Origin of the sequence: Gandjariella thermophila, from assembly GCF_005405885.1 — a bacterium.
GTDB lineage: Bacteria > Actinomycetota > Actinomycetes > Mycobacteriales > Pseudonocardiaceae > Gandjariella > Gandjariella thermophila.
Genome location: NZ_BJFL01000006.1, coordinates 32,835 through 52,004, shown reverse-complemented (window position 1 = coordinate 52,004; position 19,170 = coordinate 32,835). Strand labels below are relative to the sequence as shown.

The window sequence follows — 19,170 nt, the reverse complement described above, 5'->3', positions numbered from 1 at the left end:
CGGCTTGACTCACGCATCAGGCTGCCTGCAACGCGCGGACGGCGGCCCGCTGGGCGAGCGTGATCTTGTACTCGTTGCCCGGCAGCGGGCGGGCGTCGCCGAAGTCGGCGGCGACGGCGGCGAGCAGAGCCGGCCGGTCCGAAACGGACAGTCCGACCACGGCCTGCTCGGCGCCGCCCAGCCGCCACGGCCGGTGCGCGACGCCGCCGAGAGCGAGCCGGGCTCCGGTGATCGTCGTCCCGGAGAGCTGGACCACCGCGGCGGCGGAGACCACCGCGAACTCGTACGACACCCGCTCGCGCACCTTGAGGTAGTGGGAGTGCTCGGCACCCGACTCGGCGGGCACCTCGACCGCGGTGATCAGCTCGCCGGCGCGCAGTTCGGTATGCCGCTCCGGCTCGTCGCCGGGCAGCCGGTGGAACTCGGTGGCCGGGATGCGCCGCTCGCCCGCCTCGCCACGGACCACGATGGTGGCGTCCAGCGCGGCGAGCGCGACCGCCAGGTCGGAGGGGTGGGTGGCCACGCAGTGCTCGCTCCACCCGAAGATGGCCTGCGCGCTGGTGTCGCCGTGCCGGGCGGCGCAGCCGGAGCCGGGCACGCGCTTGTTGCACGGCAGCGCGGTGTCCGCGCGGAAGTACGGGCAGCGGGTACGCTGCAGCAGGTTCCCGCCGATGGTGGCCATGTTGCGGAGCTGCGCCGAGGCGGCGCGCAGCAGCGACTGCGCCAGCACCGGGTAGCGGTCCCGGACCACCGGGTGCGCGGCCACGTCGCTCATCCGGGCCAGCGCGCCGATCCGCAGGCCGTCCGGAGTGGACTCCACGCCGGCCAGCGGCAGGCCGGTGATGTCCACCAGCCGGGCCGGCGCCTCGATGCCCTCCTTGAGCCAGTTCACCAGTTCGGTGCCGCCGGCGATGGCCTGCGTCTCCGGCTGGCGAAGCGCGGCCAGCGCGACGTCCACATCGGACACGCGGTGGTAGCTGAACGTCCTCATCGGGCGGCACCGCCCAACTCCGCGGCGGCCTTCGCGACCGAGGCGACGATCTGCGGGTAGGCGGCGCAGCGGCAGATGTTCCCGCTCATCCACTCGCGGATCTCGTCGTCGGAGGTGGCGTGGCCCTCGGCGATGCAGGCCACCGCCGACATCACCTGACCGGGGGTGCAGAAACCGCACTGGAACGCGTCGTTCTCCAGGAAGGCGCGCTGCACCGGGTGCAGCTCACCGCCGGAGGACAGCCCCTCGACGGTGGTCACCTCGGCGCCGTGCGCGGTGACCGCCAGGGTCATGCAGGACAGCACTCTCCGGCCGTTGACCAGGACCGTGCAGGCACCGCACTCACCCCGGTCGCAGCCCTTCTTGGTGCCGGTCAGGCCGAGCCGGTCGCGCAGCGTCTCGGTCAGTGTGGCCCGCGGATCGACCTCGATCTCCCGGTCCACGCCGTTGACCCGCACGGTCACGGCGACATGGTTGGACACGATTGCTCCTTCTTGTCCGCGAGTCTGGGCGCCCACGATCCCGTCGGCAGGGCACGATTCGAGTACGAAGTCGGCTTGCTGCGCACGGGTGCCCTGCCTCCGTGATCGTGGCGGTGGCCGAAGCGCGACCACAGGCGGTTGCTCGTGCGCCTGCTCCGGCAGCCGGAACGCTATGCCCTGGAGTGCGCTCCAGGTAAAGGGGAAATGTCCCGCGACCTCGACCGCGCCGCCGTCAGTGCCTGTTCCTGAACGCGCGCCGCGATCGCGTCGCCGGGGCGCGACAGGGATATGACACTCCGGTTATTCCTGGTAGGGCGCCACGCCCCCGCGATCGCGGGGCTTCGCCCCGGCGCGTTTCCGTGCTCGTCATCGCAGGTCCGTCCCGTTCCGGGACAGGCTGTCAGCGCAGGTGCTCGGCGAAGAAACCGAGCACGCGCCGCCAGGCGTCCTCGGCGGAGTCGTGGTGGTAGCCGAAGCCGACGACCCTGGCCAGCGGGGCGAACGGACCGAGCGGCATCCGGTTGGCGAAGCTGTGCACGGCGTCCGGGTACTCCTTGACGTCGTGCGGCACGCCCAGCTCGGTCAGCGCCGACTCCAGCTTCGCGGCGGCCCCGCGCAGCGTGCGGTCCCGACCGCCGAAGCTGGCCACCACCGGGCAGGAGCGGCGCAGCACGGATGTGTCCTTCGGGACGGCCCCGTAGTACGGCGCGGAAGCCTGGAACCCGCGCGGACCGGCGAGCAGTGCGAACCCGCCACCGAGGCAGAACCCGGCAACGCCGACCCTGCCGGTGCAGTCGTCCCGGTCGGCGAGCAGCTTCCTGGCCGCGTCGATGTCGTCGAACGCCTGCCCGCTGCCCGCGGCAAGTTGGCCGAACACCGCACGCACGCAGCGCAGGAAGCCGCCGCGGCTGTAGAGGTTGGGCACCACGGCGAGGTAGCCGGCCGTGGCGAAGCGTTCCGCGATGCTCCGAATGTCGTCGGACATGCCGAGCGCGTCGTGGACCACGACGACCCCCGGCCACGGTCCGGCGCCGGACACCGCCGGCGTCGGAACCGCGAGATAGCCCTCGATCTCGCCGTCCGTGGACGGGAACCGCACCGTCACGCGGCCGAACGTAGTACACCGCGGCGGCCGAAGGCACCTCCCGACGTGTTGGAGTTCGGTCAGGCCGCGTAGTACGCGCTGCCGCCGATCCGGCCGTGGCCGCAGACCTCGCCGAGGTTCCACGCCGCCTGGAACGGCTGTGTCTCGTCCGGCGGGATCACGGAGATGGTCGCGGCCGCCGGCTCGCACGGCGCGGTGTCCGGCTCACCGTCCGACGGCACGATCGTCCAGTGCAGGTTCTTCGCCGCTGACGCGCCCGGCGCGAGCCGCACCATGGTCGGCCCCGGCTGCTCGTCCCGGCGCAGGTCGGTGGGGACCGGCCGGCCGGAGCCGTCGACGAGTTGCAGGCCGCCGTAGCCGTAGAGGGTGCACGGCGCCCGGCCGGTGTTGGTCACCACCAGCCGCGCGTAGCGCTGGCCCGCGCCGGGCGAGCCCGGCTCGACCCGGCCACGCAGCACGGCCGCGGAGCAACGGGTGGTGGCCGGCGGCGCCGGCGCGGCCTGCCCGCTGGTCGTGGGCCGCTCGCCGGCGGGCGACGTGGCCGGCACGCTGGTGGCTCCGCTCGGCGTGGCGCCGGCGGCGGCCGGCTGGCTGATCGCCGCCGTCGTGGTGGTCGGCGTCGGAGTGCCGTTCGACGACCAGGGCTCCGCGCCCTGCGTGCCACTGCACGCACCGAGCAGCAGGCCGCTGGCCGCGACCAGCACGCCGAACACGATTCGGTTGCCGATGCCCGTCATGGTGTCCACCTCCCGGCTCGCGTACCCCCATCTACCCGCGAAGACGCGTGTCCGATCGGCCGGTTGGCCAGCGTCGTGAAGAATCACCGGTTCGGACGCACATCCGGGTGAAGGTTCCCCAGACCTGTCGATGAGCGGACGGATCGGGCGTCCGCCGAGGTTGCTCGGCGCACCGATCGGGTGGGCCGGTTCAGCCGGCCGCGGCCCAGCCCGCGGGCAGCACCGGCATGCCGTCCACCGGCTCCGTCCACAGGTAGGTCCAGCAGACCTGGCCGTCCGGCAGGGTGGTGCGCACCCGGCGGTACTCCTCGCCCTCGTAGCGGTCCAGCGCCGGCAGTGCGCGCCGGGGCGAGGCGAGCCGCAGCACGTGGCCGGGCACGCCCGGGCCGTCCCCGAGGCGCAGCGCGGGATACCCGAGTCCGGTGTCGTAGAGGGTGCCGCGGACCGTGGCCGGCACCGGCCGCCCGGTCAACTCCGGCTCGACCAGCCGCCACGCGGGCTGGCCGGGTTGCAGCGTGCCGTACACGAACACCCGGTCCGGCCAGTCCAGCGGGTCGGGTTCGCCGCGCACTGTGCCGCAGTCCAGACCGTCGGTGGGCGCCGGTGTCCCGGTGAGCGCCGCGGCGGCGTCTTGGGCGAGCTCGGCGCAGCGCACCGGCGCGCCGTCCACCAGCAGCGGCTGCCGCTCCGTCGAGCAGGACACGTAGCCGAGCACGCCGTCCACGACCGCGCCGTCGGCCAGCACCACCCGGCCGGTGTGCACCCGGGCCAGCCGGTAACGCCGGCCGCGGCCCTCGCACCGGTCCAGCACGCGCACCTGCTCCGGGGTGGCGAGCCACACGGCGTGCTCCTCCACGGTGCCGGGGGCGGCGGCCAGGGTCGCCGGGCGCTGGTCGTCGACCACCCGGAACCCGGTGGACCACACCGCGGCCAGCCCCTCGCACCGCGCGCGCAGCACCACCGCCGGACCGGTTAAGCCCAGTTGCTCACGCAGCCAGGTCACCTTGGACGGGCAGCGGTTGGAACCGTAGGCGAGCACCGGCACCCGCTCGGCGAGCGGCGCGGCGCCGTGCTCGGCCAGCCACGCGTCCAGGTCCGTGCCGCCCGGCTCCACGGCCCACCCGGCCGGGGTGCCCGGTTCGGCGCGCACCGGCCAACCCGTCCGTCCGATATGGACGAAGCTGTGCTCGGGCCGGGCGCCGGGGTAGGGGTCGGCGGGGTAGGCGGTGTCCGGGAATGACGCATGCACGGGCCCCAGTGTGCCGGCTGAGCCCGGGCCGGGTCAGTACCGCCGGTGCGCCCACCGGTCGCACGGCATGGGCGCCATTCGCCGGTGTGCCGGCGGCCATTCGGCGGGATCGGGATACCGGCCGTGGGTTGTTGGTGGTTTGAACGATAATTCCCACGATCGTGTTGGGAATGTTGTGTGTCGGTCGGCAACGGAGTAGCCAAATGGGCGTGAACGCGTGCTCGCCGAAGGCGCGGATGGTGGAATGCCCGAGGTGTCTCGGGTCCGGAATGGTTGGCGGTAAGCCCTGTGGTGACTGCGGAGGGCTCGGCCAGGTCCCCGGGCGGTGACGGATCGGGCGGCGAATGTGACCTGTGCGCCGGAACGGGCGTGCTGACCTGGCAGCAGCCGGTGCCCACCCAGACCGGGTTCGTCGTCCGCGAGATGGAGCACCCCTGCCCGCGCGGCTGCTCCGGCTGGTGGCGGATGTCGGCGGCGGAGCGGGAGGACGCCGTTTCCGAGCGTCCCGGCGCGGGCGGCTTCGCGGCCGAGGCGAACGAGATCGGCTGGCTGCGCGGCCGCGAGTTGGAGGACTAGCCAGCATCCGACGGTGACGTGCCGCTCCTGGAACGGAGCGAGGCGCGCTTGTCAGTGCCTGTTCCCGAACGCGCGCCGCGATCGCGTCGCCGGGACGCGACGGGGACATGACATCCCGGTTATTCCTGACAGGGTGCCCCGCCCCGCGATCGCGGGGCTTCGCCCCGGCGCGTTCCCGTGCTCGTCATCGGAGGTCCGTCCGGTCCTGGAACAGGCTGCCAAAGCGCGCGCCAATCGGGCACCGCGCGACCGCCGCTACCATGGCCCCGGCGATCGAGACGATCACGGCCGGGGGAGGTGCGGCGATGTCCCCGCCCGTCGAATGCCCCTTTCCCGCGGTGCGGGGCGAGCGGTTGGACCCGGCGCCGATGTACGGCCGGCTGCGCACCGAGCAACCGGTGTCCCGAGTGGTGCTGCGCAACGGTGAGCGCGCCTGGCTGGTCACCCGGCACGCCGACGTGCGCGCGGTGTTACGTGACCGGCGGTTCACCTCCGACCCGACCGCACCGGGATTCCCCCAGCTACGCCCGATCCAGGAGCCCCCACCCCCGCCTGGCACCTTCCTCTCCTACGACCCGCCGCGGCACACCCGGTTCCGCCGGATGCTGGGCACCGAGTTCGGCGCCGGTCGGTTGGCCGCCTTCCAACCCGAGATCGACCGGATCGTCGCCGAGCAACTCGACGCGCTGGCCGGCGTGGGCCCGGGCGCGGATCTGGTGCGGACCTTCGCCCGCCCGGTGCCGTCCCGCGGTATCTGCGCGCTGCTGGGCGTGCCGTTCGCCGACCGGGCGGAGTTCCAGCGGCACATCGAGGTCCGGCTGGACTGGTCGCGGCCGGCCGAGGAGGTCCAGGCGGCGAACGCGGCGGTGCGCGACTACATCGAGGGGTTGGTCGCCGCGAAGGAGGCGGAGCCGACCGACGACCTGATCGGCCGACTGGTCCGCCGGCAGGTGCGCACCGGGCGGCTGCGGCACGAGGAACTGGTCAGCATGGCCATGCTGCTGCTGGTCGCCGGCCCGGAAACGACGGCGAGCACCATCGCGCTGGGCGTGCTGGCGCTGCGCAGGGACCCGGACCAGTGGGAGGCGCTGGTCGCCGATCCCGGCCTGGTGGACGGCGCGGTCGAGGAACTGCTGCGCTACCTGTCCGTGGTGCAGAACGGCGTGGTTCGCGCGGCCGTGGCGGACGTGGAGATCGGCGGGCAGCGGATCGCGGCCGGGGAAGGCGTGATCGCGTTGCTGCCCTCGGCGAACCGGGACCCGGCCGCGTTCGCCGACCCGGACCGGCTGGACGTGCGCCGGGACGCCCGCGGCCACCTGGCGTTCGGTTACGGCGTACACCAGTGCATCGGCGCGCTGCTGGCCCGGCTGGAACTGCGCGGCGCGTTCCGGGGGCTGCTGCGGCGCTTGCCCGGCCTGCGGCTCGCCGCGCCCGAAGCCGACCTGCGGTTGCAGCACGGCGGCGCGGTGTTCGGTGTGCGTGAGCTACCGGTGCGCTGGTAGCCGCTGACTGCCCGGTCCCGGCGTGCGGCCGGCCTTGACCGCCGACCGGTTTCGCTAAAGACTGCTGGTGAAATTGTGGCGACAACCGGGGCCGGGGTGTCGCCGCGCGCCCCGCGGTGAGCGCGGCCGGTCAGCCCGCCGAGTGCAGGCGGTCCACCACGGCGGGGCGGCGGGGGTCGTCCACCCGCACCACGACGTCCGCCACCCGTTGCGGGCTCACCTCGTCGTCGTAGCGCCGGTACGCCGGCAGCGCCCAGTGCTCCTCGGCCGGAGTGCGGCGGGCCAGCGCGCCCGGTGACAGCCACAGGTGCACCGTCAGGTCCAGCGGCAGGCCCCGGCCGAGCAGCAGTTCGCCGTCCAGCAGCAGCACGCCTCCCTCGGGCAGTTCCACGTAGCCCGCCCGGCTGGCCCGGTCGACGCGCGCGTCCCACAGCGAGGGCAGCGCCCGGCCGGAGCCGCCCGGCGACAGCGGGGCGAGCACCTCGCGGCGCAGCGCCCCGGCGTCCAGCCAGTCCTCGTATCGCGCGTCGGGATCGGTCCGGCCGTGCTCGTAGCGCAACGAGGCAGGACGGAGAAAGTCCCATGTGGACACTCGGAGCACCTGGCGGCCGCGCACCCGCAGCGGGTCGACCAGGGCGTCGGCCAGCGCCGCGGGCTCGGCCGCCGGCGGGCCGTCCACCGCGACGCGCGGCCACGGCGCGCCACCGCACGCGTCGATCCGTTCGGCCAGCTCCGTGACCAGGCGTTCCGGGGAGACGGGGCGAACCTGCACCCCGCCATCCTGCCGGTACGGGCGCGGCGCTGCTCCGTTCGGCGGAGAGCGATCGTCGGCCCAGGTCGCAACCATCGCTGGGTACTGGCGGGCGGTCACGCCCCGTAGCGTCCGGCCATCTCCTTGGCAGGACGTCAGGGAGCGGAAGGAGAGAGGACATGTCCGCACGTTCTCTGGGCCGGGGCCTTCTCGCGTTCGCCGCGACCGTGCTCGCCGGCCTCGCGCTTTCGGTACCCACCGCCGGGGCCGCGCCGGCGTCGGCCGCGCAGCCGTTCATCGTCGGCGGCCACGACGCCACGCAGACCTACAGCTTCATGGCGTCGATGCAGACCACGCAGGGCGAGCACAACTGCGGCGCCTCGCTGATCGACAAGCAGTGGCTGGTCACCGCCGCGCACTGCGTGGAAGGGCAGCAGCCGAGCGAGTTCCAGTACCGGATCGGCACCACTGATCGCACCAGCGGCGGCGAGGTGGCCACGCCGGACAAGTTCGTGGTGAACCCCAAGTACGACCCGCAGAACACCGGGGACTACGACATCGCGTTAGTCCACCTGGCCAAGCCGGTGCAGGCGCAGCCGATCAAGATCGCGGGCACCTCCCCGCAGCCCGGTACCGACGTGCGGGAGATCGGATGGGGGCTGACCTGCCCGGTGCGCGGTTGCGGTGAGCCGCCGCAGAAGCTGCAGGAGCTGGACACCAAGGTGGTGGACGGCAAGCAGTGCACCAGCCAGGAGAGCCCGTTCGACCCGGACCGGGAGCTGTGCATGGACAACCACGGCGGCCAGGCCAGCGCCTGCTACGGCGACTCCGGCGGCCCGGCCGTGGTGCATGACGGCAACGGGTTCGCGCTGGTCGGCGCCACCAGCCGGGGCCAGACCGCGAGCTGCCCGGAGAAGCCGGGCATCTACACCAACGTGGTCGCGCACACCGACTGGATCAAGCAGACGCTCGGCTCCTCGGCGTCCTCCTGACCCCGTCACCCAGGCCCGTGGGGGCCGTGGCGCCTGCCACGGCCCCCACGGGTGTCCACACCGGACCGCCGGTGACCCTGCCGGATCACCGGTCTCCTCGGGTGGCCGCCGTCAGTGCTTGTTCCTGAACTCGCCCCGGCGTGTTCCGACACTCGTCATCGCAGGGTCGGTCCGGTTTCGGAACAGCTGTCAGCGGGTGAGCGGGGTGAAGTCGCGGCTGGCGATGAACGTCGGCCGCGGGTTCTTCGCCGCGAACGGGTCCACCAGCGCGTTCTCCACGCTGTTGAACACGATGAAGATGTTTGACCGTGCGTACGGCGTGATGTTGCTGCCGGAGCCGTGCATCGAGTTGGAGTCGAACATCAGCGCCGAGCCGGCCGGGCCGGTGAACTGCTCGATGCCGTGGGTGGCGGCGAGCTGGGTGAGGCTGTCCCGGTCCGGCGTGCCGATCTCCTGCTCCTTCAGCGACTCCTTGTAGTGGTTGTCGGGTGTGTTCCCGACGCAGGAGACGAAGGTGCGGTGGGCACCCGGCATGAGCATGAGGCCGCCGTTGTACGGGTAGTTGTCGGTGAGCGCGATGGAGATGCTCACCGCCCGCATCGCGGGCATCCCGTCCTCGGCGTGCCAGGTCTCGAAGTCGGAGTGCCAGTAGAACCCGGCGCCCTTGAATCCGGGCATGTAGTTGATCCGGCTCTGGTGCACGTAGACGTCGGAGCCGAGGATCTGCCTGGCCCGGTCCAGCACCCGCGGGTCCCTGGCCAGTTCCGCGATCAGCTCGCTGGTCTTGTGCACCTCGAAGATGGACCGCACCTCGTTGGAGGTCTTCTCGATGACGGTCCGCTCGTCCTTGCGGACGGCCGGGTCGTTGGCCAGCCGCTCCAGCTCCTGCCAGAACGTCTGCACCTCAGCCGGACTGAGGAGCTGCTCGATGGTCAGGAACCCCTTACTGTCGTAGGAGCGCAGGGTTTCCTCGTCGATGGGGCCGGAGTCCAACCCGGGCCACACCGTCGGGTCGGTGCGCTCGATCCACTTCGGCTCCGAAAAGACGCGGGTGGGGTACCGGTCCTCCGTCCTGGTGTCGGCAATAGTCATGCTCGCCTCCTCTTCCGCGAGTGTCCGCGGAGTTCACCCTGTCGACCACCGCGCGCGCCGCGGCTTGACATGATCCTTCGAAGGCTGTCGCGGCCCGGCCGGGGTCGCGATCCGGCGGCTCACTCGCCAGCGGCCACCGTCTCGTCGTCCTCGATGATCAGCGGGTACACCCCGTTCTCGTCGTGCACCTCCTGGCCGGTCACCGGCGGGTTGAACACGCACACCGTGCGCATCTGGGTCTTCGGCCGAAGCTGATGGTGCTCGTGACCGTCCAGGAGGTAAAGGGAGCCGGGCCGCAGCTGGTAGGTCTTGCCGGTCTCCTTGTCGGTGAGCTCGCCCTCACCCTCCACCACGAAGACCGCCTCGACGTGGTTGGCGTACCAGAAGTCGTTCACGGTGCCCGCGTACAGCGTGGTCTCGTGCACCGAGAAGCCGACCTTCTCCTTGGCCAGAATGATGCGCCTGCTGCGCCAGTTCGGGGTTTGGATGTCCCGATCGGTGCCGTCGATCTCGTCGACCGACCTGACGATCACGTCGCCTCCTCACTGTCCTTACGGGGAATCTCTTCGGGTCAGGCGGTCTTGAGCACCGAGCGCACCGACGCGGTGAGCAGCTCGATGCCCTGGGTCAGCTCCTCGTCGGTGAGGGTGAGCGGCGGCAGCAGCTTCACCACCTCGCTCTGCGGCCCGGAGGTCTCCATCAGCAGGCCACGGGCGAACGCGGCGGCGCACACCTTGCCGGCCAGCTCGGGCTGCTCGAAGGCGAGGCCACGGGCCAGGCCGCGGCCGCGCGCCTCGACACCCGGGTTGGCGTCGGCGATCTCCTGCAGCACGGTGCCGAGTTGCTCGCCCTTGGCGAGGGTGCTTTTCTCCAGCAGGTCGTCGTTCCAGTAGGTGCGCAGCGCGGTGGCCGCGGTGACGAAGGCCGGGTTGTTGCCGCGGAAGGTGCCGTTGTGCTCGCCCGGCTCCCACTGGTCCAGCTCCGGTTTGATCAGGGTGAGCGCCATGGGCAGGCCGTAGCCGCTGATGGACTTGGAGAGGGTGACGATGTCCGGCTGGATGCCGGCCAGCTCGAAGCTGAAGAACGGCCCGGTGCGGCCGCAGCCCATCTGCACGTCGTCCACGATGAGCAGCATGTCGTGCCGCTGGCACAGCTCGGCCAGGCCGCGCAGCCATTCCGGCCGGGCCACGTTGACGCCGCCCTCGCCCTGCACGGTCTCCACGATCACCGCGGCCGGCTCGTTGAGTCCGCTGCCGGCGTCCTCGAGCAGCCGCTCGAAGTACAGGAAGTCGGGATACTGGCCCTCGAAGTAGTTGTCGTAGGGCATCGGCGTGGCGTGGACCAGCGGAATTCCGGCGCCGCCGCGCTTCATGGAGTTGCCGGTCACCGCCAGCGCGCCCAGAGTCATGCCGTGGAAAGCGTTCGTGAAGCTGATCACGGACTCCCGTCCGGTGATCTTGCGGGCCAGCTTCAGCGCGGACTCCACCGAGTTCGCCCCGGTGGGACCGGGGAACTGGACCTTGTAGTCCAGCCCGCGCGGCTTCAGCACGATGTCGGAGAAGGCTTCCAGGAAATCCCGCTTCGCAACGGTGTTCATGTCCAGCGCATGCGTGACGCCGTCGCCGGACAGGTAGTCCAGCAGCGCCTCCTTCAGCACCGGATTGTTGTGGCCGTAGTTCAGCGCCCCGGCCCCCGCGAAGAAGTCGAGGTATTCTTTTCCGTTCTCGTCTTTCAGCCAGCTACCGCTGGCTTTGTCGAATACGGCCGGCCAGGAGCGGCAGTAGCTCCGAACTTCCGACTCGATGGTCTCGAAGATATTCACGGTTGCTCCGTTCGATCTTCTCGTCGGTTCCGTGATCACGCGTGGGGGCCGACCCGGTCGGCCGGCGGTGCGGCCGGGGCCGGCGTGACCAGCGGGCCGATGCGGTAGAGATACTCGGCCTCGTGCCCGTCCGGGAACAGCTCCGCGCCGAACAGCACGCTGCGCGACAGCTCGGCGCCCCAGCGCTCGGCCAGCGCGGTGAACAGCCGGATCGACGCGGCGTTGTCGGCAGTGATGGTGGTCTCCAGGTAGCGGACGCCGGTGCGGACCGCACGGTGCAGTACATGGTCGACGAGTCTTCCGGCCACGCCGCCACCGCGGTGTGACGCGTCGACGGCGACCTGCCAGACGACGACGGTATCCGGCGCATCGGGCCGCACGTATCCGGTGACGAATCCCACGACATTGCCGTCGTGCCTGGCCACGGCGGAGGTGCCCGCGAAGTCGCGGGCCCACAACAGGTACGCGTACGACGAGTTGAGGTCAAGTGCCCCAGAATCACGTGCAATTCGCCAGAGCGCCGACCCGTCAGCCAGCGTGGGCGGCTCCACGGACACGGTCGACGACCCGTTACCGAGATTCCCGGGTTTCGGGTGCGCGCTGGTCATGTGGACCGAACGTAACAGGTCTGTGGAAAATCGCCACTCGCTGCCCCGTCACCGGCTTGGAGTTTGTGAGGGTTGCTACACCCCTGTTGAGGGCAGGTATCGTCCGTGCTACCCGGCTACATCACGGACCAATAACGCCGCCGTTCGGGGTGTCACCTGCGACGATGCCCGGCGGCGCGGTCCGGTACGCGTTCGTCCGTTGTGGACCCTCAGGGTGGGTGTAACCATCGCGCCCGGGCGGCTAAACGTTACCTGTGACATTCATCACATTCCTGGGTGACTGCGGTCGCCGGCCCCTCCGGCCCCGTGCTCGACCGGTCAGCCGGGTGCCGGCGGCCCCGCCGCCCCGACGCGCGGTGAACCCTTCCGGCCCGCCAGCCGTGTAACCACGTGACGAACGGCCGCGGGCACGCTCCCGCGGCCGACCGCGCAGCAACAGGGAGACTGCCGATGGGTTGCCGAACGCCGGCCCCGGTGGGTCGCGCCATCGCAGGTTCGTCCGGTTCGGCAGCGGGCCGCGCGACCGGGAGATGGCGATGGTGAGCTCGCTCACTGCCGCCGACCGCGCTGCCCGGGCCGGACATGCACGCGCGGTTTCCGGTGCCGCGGAGGGAACGCCTTCCTCCCGCACCGGATTACCGATGCCGACTGGGCGGTCGATGCCTTCGGAGCTCGGGAGGAAGCGCGTGAGGTTCGGAGCCCGTCGATCCGATCGCGGGTCAACCGCCGTGGACGAGGCCCTGATCAAGTCGGTCTTCGACGAGCACGGGGGAATGCTGCTGGCCTACGCGACCCGGCTGACCGGCGATCGCGCGGCGGCCGAGGACGTCGTGCAGGAGACGCTGTTCCGCGCCTGGAAGCACCCCGAGGTGCTGGGCAACCGGAAGGGCTCGGTGCGCGGCTGGCTGCTCACGGTCGCGCGCAACATCGTCACCGACCGGGCGCGGGCCAGAGCGGCGCGCCCCACCGAGGTGGCGGAGCAGTCACCGAACTCGGCGAACGGCCCCGTGGAGCGTGACCACGCGGACCACGTGGTCAACTCGATGGTGGTGCTGGAGGCACTGGACGCGCTGTCGCCCGAGCACCGCGAGGTCCTGGTGGAGATCTACTACCGCGGCCGCAGCATGGTGGAGGCCGCGCAGGCGCTGGGCATCCCGCCGGGCACGGTGAAATCGCGCTGCTACTACGCACTGCGCGCGCTGCGCGGCATCGTCGGCGTCAATCAGCCCGCACGAACCAGGGAGGGGGCTCGGTGATGCGGTTGCCGAGCCGCGGCACCCAGGGTGGGCGTGGCACGCGCGGGGGCCGCCAGGCCTGGCGATCGGGGCGGCACGGGGCGTTTGGTCGGGGTGTGACGAGGACGGGTGTGGGGCGTCCCGGCGACAGGGTCGCGGGCGGGCTCGCGGGAAGGACGGTGGCGAGATGAGCGAGCAGGAGATCGACCGCTCGCTGCTGGGCGCCTACGCGCTCGGCGTGCTCGACCGCGCCGCCCGGCATTCCGTCGAGTCGCACCTCGGCAGGTGCGCCGGCTGCCGGCACGAACTGGCCGAGCTGACCGCGGTGGAGCGCGCGCTGCGCCAGGTCCCGCCGGAGGCGTTCATCGAGGGCCCGCCGCCCGGCGGCGACCTGCTCCTGCAGCGGACCCTGCGCCGGATACGGGACGACCGCGGCGGCGGCTCCCGGGTGGGACGGCGGATCGCCGTCGCCGCCGGCGTCGTGGCGCTGGCCGGAGCGCTGGTCGGTGGCGGTGCGGTGGTCGGCAGGATGACCGCTCCGCAGCAGCCGGTGGCGCTGAACCCGCCGCCGCAGGACGAGAACACCGCGCAGCCGCCCGGGACCCGGATGCTCACCGCGGCCGACCCGGCCACCGGCGCGCACATGACGGTGGCGGTCGCTCCGGCGGCCGGCTGGGTGCGGCTGCACGCCGATGTGGTCGGCGTGCCGGCCGGCACCCGGTGCCGCATCTGGGTGGTCGGCGACGACGGGCGCCGCGAGGCCGCCGGAAGCTGGCTGGCCTCGGCCAACGGCAAGGCGGGGACCACGGTGGACGCGCTGGCGCTGATCCCGCCCGACCAGGTGGCCGCGGTGGAGGTGAACACCACGGACGGCAAGAAGCTGCTGGTCGCCCGCGCCTGACTGGCCACGATCGGGCGACCGGCCGCGCGCGTCACGGCCGGCACCCGGCCGTGCGGGGCGACGATGACCGCGTGACCGAACCCGATCCGCAGCCCTACGCGGAGCAGGCCAGCAGCGGAATGAACCGCATCCTCCGCTCCGGGTGGTTCTGCCTGCTGCCGCCGTCCGCGATCCATCTGGTCTCCCAGGTGGCCTCGGCGCACGCCGAGGGCGCCGTCGCGGACCTGGACACCCTGCTCCGGCCGCTGCGCACGGTGATCGACCTGGACAGTCCACCGGACTGGGAGGACCACGTCGACGGCGCCGACCCGCACGCCGACCCGGAGGAGCAGCGGCTGAACAAGCAGCACCACGACGACCTGGCCGCCGGCCTGGCCGAACTCGGCCTGCCCATGCCGGCCACCATGCGCGAGGTGGCGCACCTGCTCGTCCGGTTCGGCGTGCTCACCCGGGAGGTCGGGGCGGAAGGGGAACGCTGGCGGTTCGCCGACCCGATCCCGTACCCCGAGGAGGTGCTCCCGGTCCGGCCGGAGTGGCTGGAACGGGCCCACCAGTACCGCTCGGCGAGCTGACCTGGCGCGGCTGGCTGGATCCTCCCGCCGCTCTGCCCAGCCGCGCGGCCAGGGCACGGACCTGCTCGACGAGTTCCGGCGGCTCGTGCACCTCGAAGTCCACCCCGATCGCGGCGATGGCCACGGCCAGCGCGGCCACCGAGTCCGCGCCGGTGTAGAGCAGGCAACGGTGGTCGTCGAGCGGCTCCAGCGTGCCCACCGTGGGCGGCACCCACTCGGCGACCACGGCGACCGGGGCGTACATGGTCAGCCGCGCCCGGTAGCGGTACGGCGCGGAGGACACCGCGCGGGAGACGTAGCCGGCGAGGTCGTCGGCGGGCGGCCGGCGCGGGGCGAACCGCGCGCCGGGGGACGGGCGGGACGCGATCCGGTCCACCCGGAAGGTGCGCCAGTCCCGCCGGTCGACGTCCCAGGCGACCAGGTACCAGCGCCGGCCGGTGTGCACCAGCCGGTGCGGCTCCACGGTGCGGGTGCTCTCCGTGCCGTGGTGACCGCGGTAGCCGAACCGCAGCCGCTCGTGGTCCCGGCAGGCGCCGGCGATCACGGTGAGCACGTCGGCGGCCACGGTCGGCCCGGCGTGCCCCAGCGGCACGGTGAAGGACTGCAACGCGTTCACCCGGTGCCGCAGCCGGGACGGCAGCACCTGTTCCAGCTTGGCCAGCGCGCGTACGGACGTCTCCTCGATGCCGGCGACCGTGCCGCCCGCGGCGGTGCGCAGCCCGATGGCCACCGCCACCGCCTCGTCGTCGTCCAGCAGCAGCGGTGGCAGCGCGGCACCGGCGCCGAGCCGGTACCCGCCCGCCACGCCCGGAGTGGCGTGCACCGGGTAGCCGAGTGCGCGCAGCCGCTCCACGTCCCGCCGCACGGTGCGGACGTCCACCTCCAGCCGCTCGGCGAGCGCCGCGCCGGACCAGTCCCGCCGCGCCTGCAGCAGCGACAGCAGGCGCAGCAGCCGGGCCGAGGTCTCCAACATGTGCCCAGTCTGGCAGCCATTCAGGGCGAAATCTGTCCGCGTTTCGGGCCGAAGGCGCCGGGCGGTGCGTGCCCATCCGTGGGACCGACCCAGCGTTGCGGTCGCCGGCAACAGACCAGACCGATCGTGCGACCGGCCTGTGGCTCCCGGCTCGGCTACCGTCGCCGGCACGGAGGTGTGTCATGCGGTTGCCCCGCGCTGTCTACCTGGTCCTGGGCGCCGTCCTGTACTCGCCACGCACGACGTCGCCACGCTGTTCGGTGACCTGGTCGGCCGCCCGAGGCGGGTGTTCCTGGCCGGCGTGTCCATGGGCGGGCACGTGATCGCGCGCTCGATGGAGCAGTACCCGGGGTTCTACGCCGGCGCGCTGCCGATGTGCGGGGCGCTCGGCGACCGCGCCCTGTTCGACTACTTCCTGGACTACCAGCTCGTCGCGCAGGCATTGGCCGGAGTGCGCGCCTACCCGGCGCCGGAGGACTACCTCACCGCGGTGGTGCCGCGCATCGAGCAGGCGCTCGGCCTGAACCGGCTCACCCCGACCGGCCCGGACGTGGTGGGCGAGCGTGGCGCGGAACTGCGCGCCATCGTCACCAACCGCACCGGCGGTCCCCGTCCCGGCGCGGACGCCGCCTTCGCGTACTGGAAGGACTTCCTGTTCCGGTTGGGCGCGTCACCGCAGGGCAGCGGCCGGGGGAGCGGCCCGGACCAGGTGGCCACCAACATCGGCACCGTCTACCAGCCCGACGCGCCGGTCGACGTCAACACCACGGTGCGGCGCGTTCCGCCGGCCAACCCGCTGGCCCGGTTCCTGCCCTCCCTGACCACCGTGCCGCGGGTGCTCGGCACGCCGTCCGGGCCGGTGGTCAGCCTGCACGGCCTGGACGACGAGTTCGTGCCGTTCTCCATGGAGCAGGTCTACGCCGCCGCGGTGGCCGGGCACGGCCGCGGCCAGCTCCTCGCCCAGCGGGTGATCCGCACGGTGGGCCACTGCGAGTTCGACACCCGGGAGGTGGCCACCGCCTGGCACGACCTGGTCCGCTGGGTGGACACCGGCGAGCGGCCCGCGGCGGACGCGGTCGGCGACCCGGCGGTGATCGCGGCACCGGACTACGGCTGCCGGTTCAGCGACCCGGACGCCTACCGCGACCCGCCGAGGGGCAGCACCCGCCGGCTGCTCCCGCCCTGCCCGCCGGCCACGGCGGTCAGCAGTCGCGCAGTTCCGGGCTCTGGTTGAGCAACTGGCCGCGCGGCGAGATGAACGCGCGGTAGCCCGCGCCGTCCACCGCCGAGATGCGGAACGCGGCCACCCGGTGGCAGTTCTGGAACGCCAGCCGCACGCCGAAGTGCCGCTCCAGCCCGCCCCGGATGGCGTCCGAGGCGAGGGCGCGCAGCAGTTGGCCACGCTCGGCCTCGCTCGGCGGCGGGGTGGCGTGGTCGGCGAACTCCTCGTCACCGGCGCGCAGGTCGTCGACCACCGCGCTGATCACCCGCCAGGCGTAGGGCAGTGAGGTGCGGACGCAGTCGACGAACTCGGCGTCGGACACCTCGCCACGCTCGGCGCGGTCCAGCAGGGTGGCGGGCACGTCAAGGGACACGGGAACCTCCGGTTTGTCGGGGATGGCTTTCGTCACCGTGCGGTGGCCGGGGTGACGCCGGACCGCTCCAGCGCCTCCGGGCCGAGCACGAAGTCGGGGTCGACCTGGCCGGCCAGGTCCTCGCCCGCCCGGTCGTTGGCCCAGGCGGCGGCGTTGCGCAGATGGAACTCGACGGCGTGCCGCTGGTAGGTGTCCCAGTCCTTGCCGGTGGCGTCGACCAGGGCGCGCATCGCGTCCAGCGCCGCGCGGTTCTCCGGTTCCAGCGCGCCGATCGACCGCACGTCGCCGCGTTCCGCCGCGCGCACGTGCCCCGAGCGGGTCACGCAGGCCAGCAGGTGGTCGCCCACCGCGTCGCGCAGGAAGTCGACGTCCTCGGCGTCGGACACCTTGTTGCCGACCACCGCGATCCGCACCCCGAAATCGCGGGCGTAGCCGAGGTACTGCCGGTACACGCCGACGCTGCGCACGGTCGGCTCGCACACCAGGAACGTCACGTCGAACCGGGTGAACAGCCCGGAGGCGAACGCGTCCGCGCCCGCCGTCATGTCCACCACCACGTACTCGTCCCGGCCGTCGACCAGGTGGTTGAGCAGCAGTTCCACCGCGCCGACCTTGGAGTGGTAGCACGCCACGCCGAGGTCGCCCTCGGCGAACGGGCCGGTCACCGCGAGGCGCGCGCCGCCGACCTCGCGCACGCATGCGGCGTAGATCGGGTTGTCCTCGACCACCCGCAGCAGCCGCGAGCCCGACCCGGGCGGGGTGGTCTTCACCATCGCGTCGGCCGAGGAGATACGCGGGTTCCGGCCCCGCAGGTACTCCTTGATCATCGGCAGGTGCTCGCCGAGCGTGGGCAGCGCGGCCGCCTCCGCATCGGTGGCGCCGAGCGCGGTGGCCAGGTGCTGGTTGATGTCCGCGTCCAGGGCCAGCACGGTCCGGCCCTGCGCCACGAGATGGCTGGTGAGCAGGGAGGCGAGCGTGGTCTTGCCGCTGCCGCCCTTGCCGACGAACGCGATCTTCACGGGCTGCTCCGTCATCCGATGGGTCTCTTATACTGAAATTGATATCGGTTTTCATTTCATGGTGCAAGACCGTGGCGGTCGCGCTCACCGCACCGGGTGAGCGTGCGTACCGTGTCGCCTATGGCGACCCTGGTGTCCTTCCACGCCCACCCGGACGACGAGTGCATCGGCTGCGGGGGCGTGCTGCGCAAGGCCCACGACGAGGGGCACCGCACGGTGCTCGTGGTGGCGACCCGCGGCGAGCACGGCGAGGTTCCGGACGGCTTCCTCGACGAGGGCGAGGAACTGTGGCAGCGGCGGGTGGCGGAGACCCACGCGTCCGCGGAGATCCTCGGCGTCGCGCGGGTGGAGTTCCTCGGCTACGTGGACTCCGGGATGATGGGCACGCCGACCAACGACGCGCCCGGCTCGTTCTGGACCGCCTCGGTGGAGGACGCCGCGCAGAAGCTGGCCGCCGTTCTGCGCGAGGAACGCGCCGACGTGTTGACCTGCTACGACGACAACGGTGGCTACGGTCACCCGGACCACATTCAGGTGCACCGGGTGGGCGTGCGCGCGGCCGAACTGGCCGGCACGCCCCGCGTCTACCAGAACACCATCAACCGCGACCACATCCTCCGTGGGATGGCCGCGTTCGCCGAGCGGTCCGGCGCGGCCGAGGCGCCGGGTCCGGACATCCGCGACAGGCCCGACTTCGGCAAGCCGGAGTCGATGATCACCGCCGCGGTGGACGTCTCCGCCTACGTCGACCACAAGCGGCGGGCGATGCGCGCGCACGCCAGCCAGATCAGCGAGCAGTCCTTCTTCCTCGCCATGCCGGACGACGCCTTCCGCTACGCGTTCGGCACCGAATGGTTCATCCGCGACGGCCAGGGCCCCGGCATTACCGAAACCGACCTGCTCGCCGGCCTGTGAGCAGGCCGCAGCGGGACGACGCGGCGCCGAGGTAGCACCCTTCGCGGGCCCGC

20 protein-coding genes and 1 pseudogene are annotated in these 19,170 nt (G+C 72.4%); 8 read left to right on the top strand and 13 right to left on the bottom strand.

What is annotated here, in order from left to right:
• Window positions 1-16: 16 nt before the first annotated feature.
• The 5 genes from FFT21_RS08635 to FFT21_RS08615 form a co-directional block, all read right to left on the bottom strand.
• Window positions 17-991 (bottom strand): FAD binding domain-containing protein, encoded by a 975-nt coding sequence (locus tag FFT21_RS08635; RefSeq protein ID WP_137813263.1) that lies wholly within the window; start codon window positions 989-991, stop codon window positions 17-19.
• A complete protein-coding gene (locus tag FFT21_RS08630) occupies window positions 988-1,473 on the bottom strand; it encodes a (2Fe-2S)-binding protein (protein WP_137813262.1) in 486 nt (161 codons plus the stop codon). The genes FFT21_RS08635 and FFT21_RS08630 overlap by 4 nt, the downstream gene beginning before the upstream one ends.
• A gap of 400 nt (window positions 1,474-1,873) precedes the next feature.
• Entirely contained in the window at window positions 1,874-2,578 is a 705-nt protein-coding gene (locus FFT21_RS08625) for a dienelactone hydrolase family protein (protein ID WP_137813261.1), read from the bottom strand.
• A 59-nt stretch (window positions 2,579-2,637) separates the two neighbouring features.
• On the bottom strand, window positions 2,638-3,315 hold the full coding sequence (locus FFT21_RS08620) for a DUF4232 domain-containing protein (protein ID WP_137813260.1): 678 nt from the start codon (window positions 3,313-3,315) through the stop codon (window positions 2,638-2,640).
• A 190-nt stretch (window positions 3,316-3,505) separates the two neighbouring features.
• Window positions 3,506-4,564, bottom strand: a complete 1,059-nt coding sequence (locus FFT21_RS08615; protein WP_137813259.1) for a gamma-glutamylcyclotransferase family protein — start codon at window positions 4,562-4,564, stop codon at window positions 3,506-3,508.
• A 288-nt stretch (window positions 4,565-4,852) separates the two neighbouring features.
• On the opposite strand from FFT21_RS08615, the gene FFT21_RS08610 reads away from it, so the two are divergent.
• Both FFT21_RS08610 and FFT21_RS08605 read left to right on the top strand, forming a co-directional pair.
• Window positions 4,853-5,140, top strand: coding sequence for a hypothetical protein (locus FFT21_RS08610; protein WP_225978224.1), 288 nt, complete (start codon window positions 4,853-4,855; stop codon window positions 5,138-5,140).
• A 305-nt stretch (window positions 5,141-5,445) separates the two neighbouring features.
• Entirely contained in the window at window positions 5,446-6,642 is a 1,197-nt protein-coding gene (locus FFT21_RS08605) for a cytochrome P450 (RefSeq protein ID WP_137813257.1), read from the top strand.
• A 130-nt stretch (window positions 6,643-6,772) separates the two neighbouring features.
• On the opposite strand, the gene FFT21_RS08600 is transcribed toward FFT21_RS08605, so the two are convergent.
• Entirely contained in the window at window positions 6,773-7,414 is a 642-nt protein-coding gene (locus FFT21_RS08600; RefSeq protein WP_137813256.1) for a nucleoside/nucleotide kinase family protein, read from the bottom strand.
• A 158-nt stretch (window positions 7,415-7,572) separates the two neighbouring features.
• On the opposite strand from FFT21_RS08600, the gene FFT21_RS08595 reads away from it, so the two are divergent.
• On the top strand, window positions 7,573-8,385 hold the full coding sequence (locus FFT21_RS08595; RefSeq protein ID WP_137813255.1) for a S1 family peptidase: 813 nt from the start codon (window positions 7,573-7,575) through the stop codon (window positions 8,383-8,385).
• Window positions 8,386-8,574: 189 nt separating this feature from the next.
• On the opposite strand, the gene thpD is transcribed toward FFT21_RS08595, so the two are convergent.
• The 4 genes from thpD to ectA form a co-directional block, all read right to left on the bottom strand.
• Window positions 8,575-9,477, bottom strand: coding sequence for an ectoine hydroxylase (thpD, locus tag FFT21_RS08590; RefSeq protein ID WP_137813254.1), 903 nt, complete (start codon window positions 9,475-9,477; stop codon window positions 8,575-8,577).
• 119 nt (window positions 9,478-9,596) lie between these two features.
• The gene (locus FFT21_RS08585) at window positions 9,597-10,010 is read right to left on the bottom strand and encodes an ectoine synthase (protein WP_137813253.1); all 414 of its coding nucleotides are present in this window, start codon (window positions 10,008-10,010) and stop codon (window positions 9,597-9,599) included.
• A 38-nt stretch (window positions 10,011-10,048) separates the two neighbouring features.
• Window positions 10,049-11,299 (bottom strand): diaminobutyrate--2-oxoglutarate transaminase, encoded by a 1,251-nt coding sequence (gene ectB, locus FFT21_RS08580; RefSeq protein ID WP_137813252.1) that lies wholly within the window; start codon window positions 11,297-11,299, stop codon window positions 10,049-10,051.
• Between the two features lie 35 nt (window positions 11,300-11,334).
• Window positions 11,335-11,907: a diaminobutyrate acetyltransferase gene (gene ectA, locus FFT21_RS08575; RefSeq protein ID WP_137813251.1), complete on the bottom strand. Its 573-nt coding sequence runs from the start codon at window positions 11,905-11,907 to the stop codon at window positions 11,335-11,337.
• 659 nt (window positions 11,908-12,566) lie between these two features.
• On the opposite strand from ectA, the gene FFT21_RS08570 reads away from it, so the two are divergent.
• The 3 genes from FFT21_RS08570 (at window position 12,567) to FFT21_RS29645 (ending at window position 14,615) form a co-directional block, all read left to right on the top strand.
• Window positions 12,567-13,163: a sigma-70 family RNA polymerase sigma factor gene (locus FFT21_RS08570; protein ID WP_137813250.1), complete on the top strand. Its 597-nt coding sequence runs from the start codon at window positions 12,567-12,569 to the stop codon at window positions 13,161-13,163.
• 166 nt (window positions 13,164-13,329) lie between these two features.
• Window positions 13,330-14,043, top strand: coding sequence for an anti-sigma factor (locus FFT21_RS08565; RefSeq protein WP_137813249.1), 714 nt, complete (start codon window positions 13,330-13,332; stop codon window positions 14,041-14,043).
• Window positions 14,044-14,114: 71 nt separating this feature from the next.
• Window positions 14,115-14,615: a DUF6042 family protein gene (locus FFT21_RS29645; protein ID WP_307722908.1), complete on the top strand. Its 501-nt coding sequence runs from the start codon at window positions 14,115-14,117 to the stop codon at window positions 14,613-14,615.
• Window positions 14,616-14,637: 22 nt separating this feature from the next.
• Here the strand turns inward: FFT21_RS29645 and FFT21_RS08560 are convergent.
• Window positions 14,638-15,588: pseudogene (locus FFT21_RS08560) on the bottom strand (helix-turn-helix transcriptional regulator); the annotation flags it as partial.
• 175 nt (window positions 15,589-15,763) lie between these two features.
• Between FFT21_RS08560 and FFT21_RS08555 the strand changes: the two are divergent.
• The gene (locus FFT21_RS08555) at window positions 15,764-16,822 is read left to right on the top strand and encodes a hypothetical protein (protein ID WP_137813247.1); all 1,059 of its coding nucleotides are present in this window, start codon (window positions 15,764-15,766) and stop codon (window positions 16,820-16,822) included.
• On the opposite strand, the gene FFT21_RS08550 is transcribed toward FFT21_RS08555, so the two are convergent.
• Together FFT21_RS08550 and FFT21_RS08545 are read right to left on the bottom strand one after the other, a co-directional pair.
• Complete coding sequence (locus FFT21_RS08550; RefSeq protein ID WP_137813246.1) at window positions 16,791-17,183, bottom strand: SCO5389 family protein; 393 nt, start codon at window positions 17,181-17,183, stop codon at window positions 16,791-16,793. The two genes, FFT21_RS08555 and FFT21_RS08550, sit on opposite strands and share 32 nt — an antisense overlap.
• A gap of 32 nt (window positions 17,184-17,215) precedes the next feature.
• The gene (locus FFT21_RS08545; RefSeq protein ID WP_137813394.1) at window positions 17,216-18,202 is read right to left on the bottom strand and encodes an ATP-binding protein; all 987 of its coding nucleotides are present in this window, start codon (window positions 18,200-18,202) and stop codon (window positions 17,216-17,218) included.
• Between the two features lie 120 nt (window positions 18,203-18,322).
• Between FFT21_RS08545 and FFT21_RS08540 the strand changes: the two genes are divergently transcribed.
• Window positions 18,323-19,117, top strand: coding sequence for a PIG-L family deacetylase (locus FFT21_RS08540; RefSeq protein ID WP_137813245.1), 795 nt, complete (start codon window positions 18,323-18,325; stop codon window positions 19,115-19,117).
• Window positions 19,118-19,170: the final 53 nt, after the last annotated feature.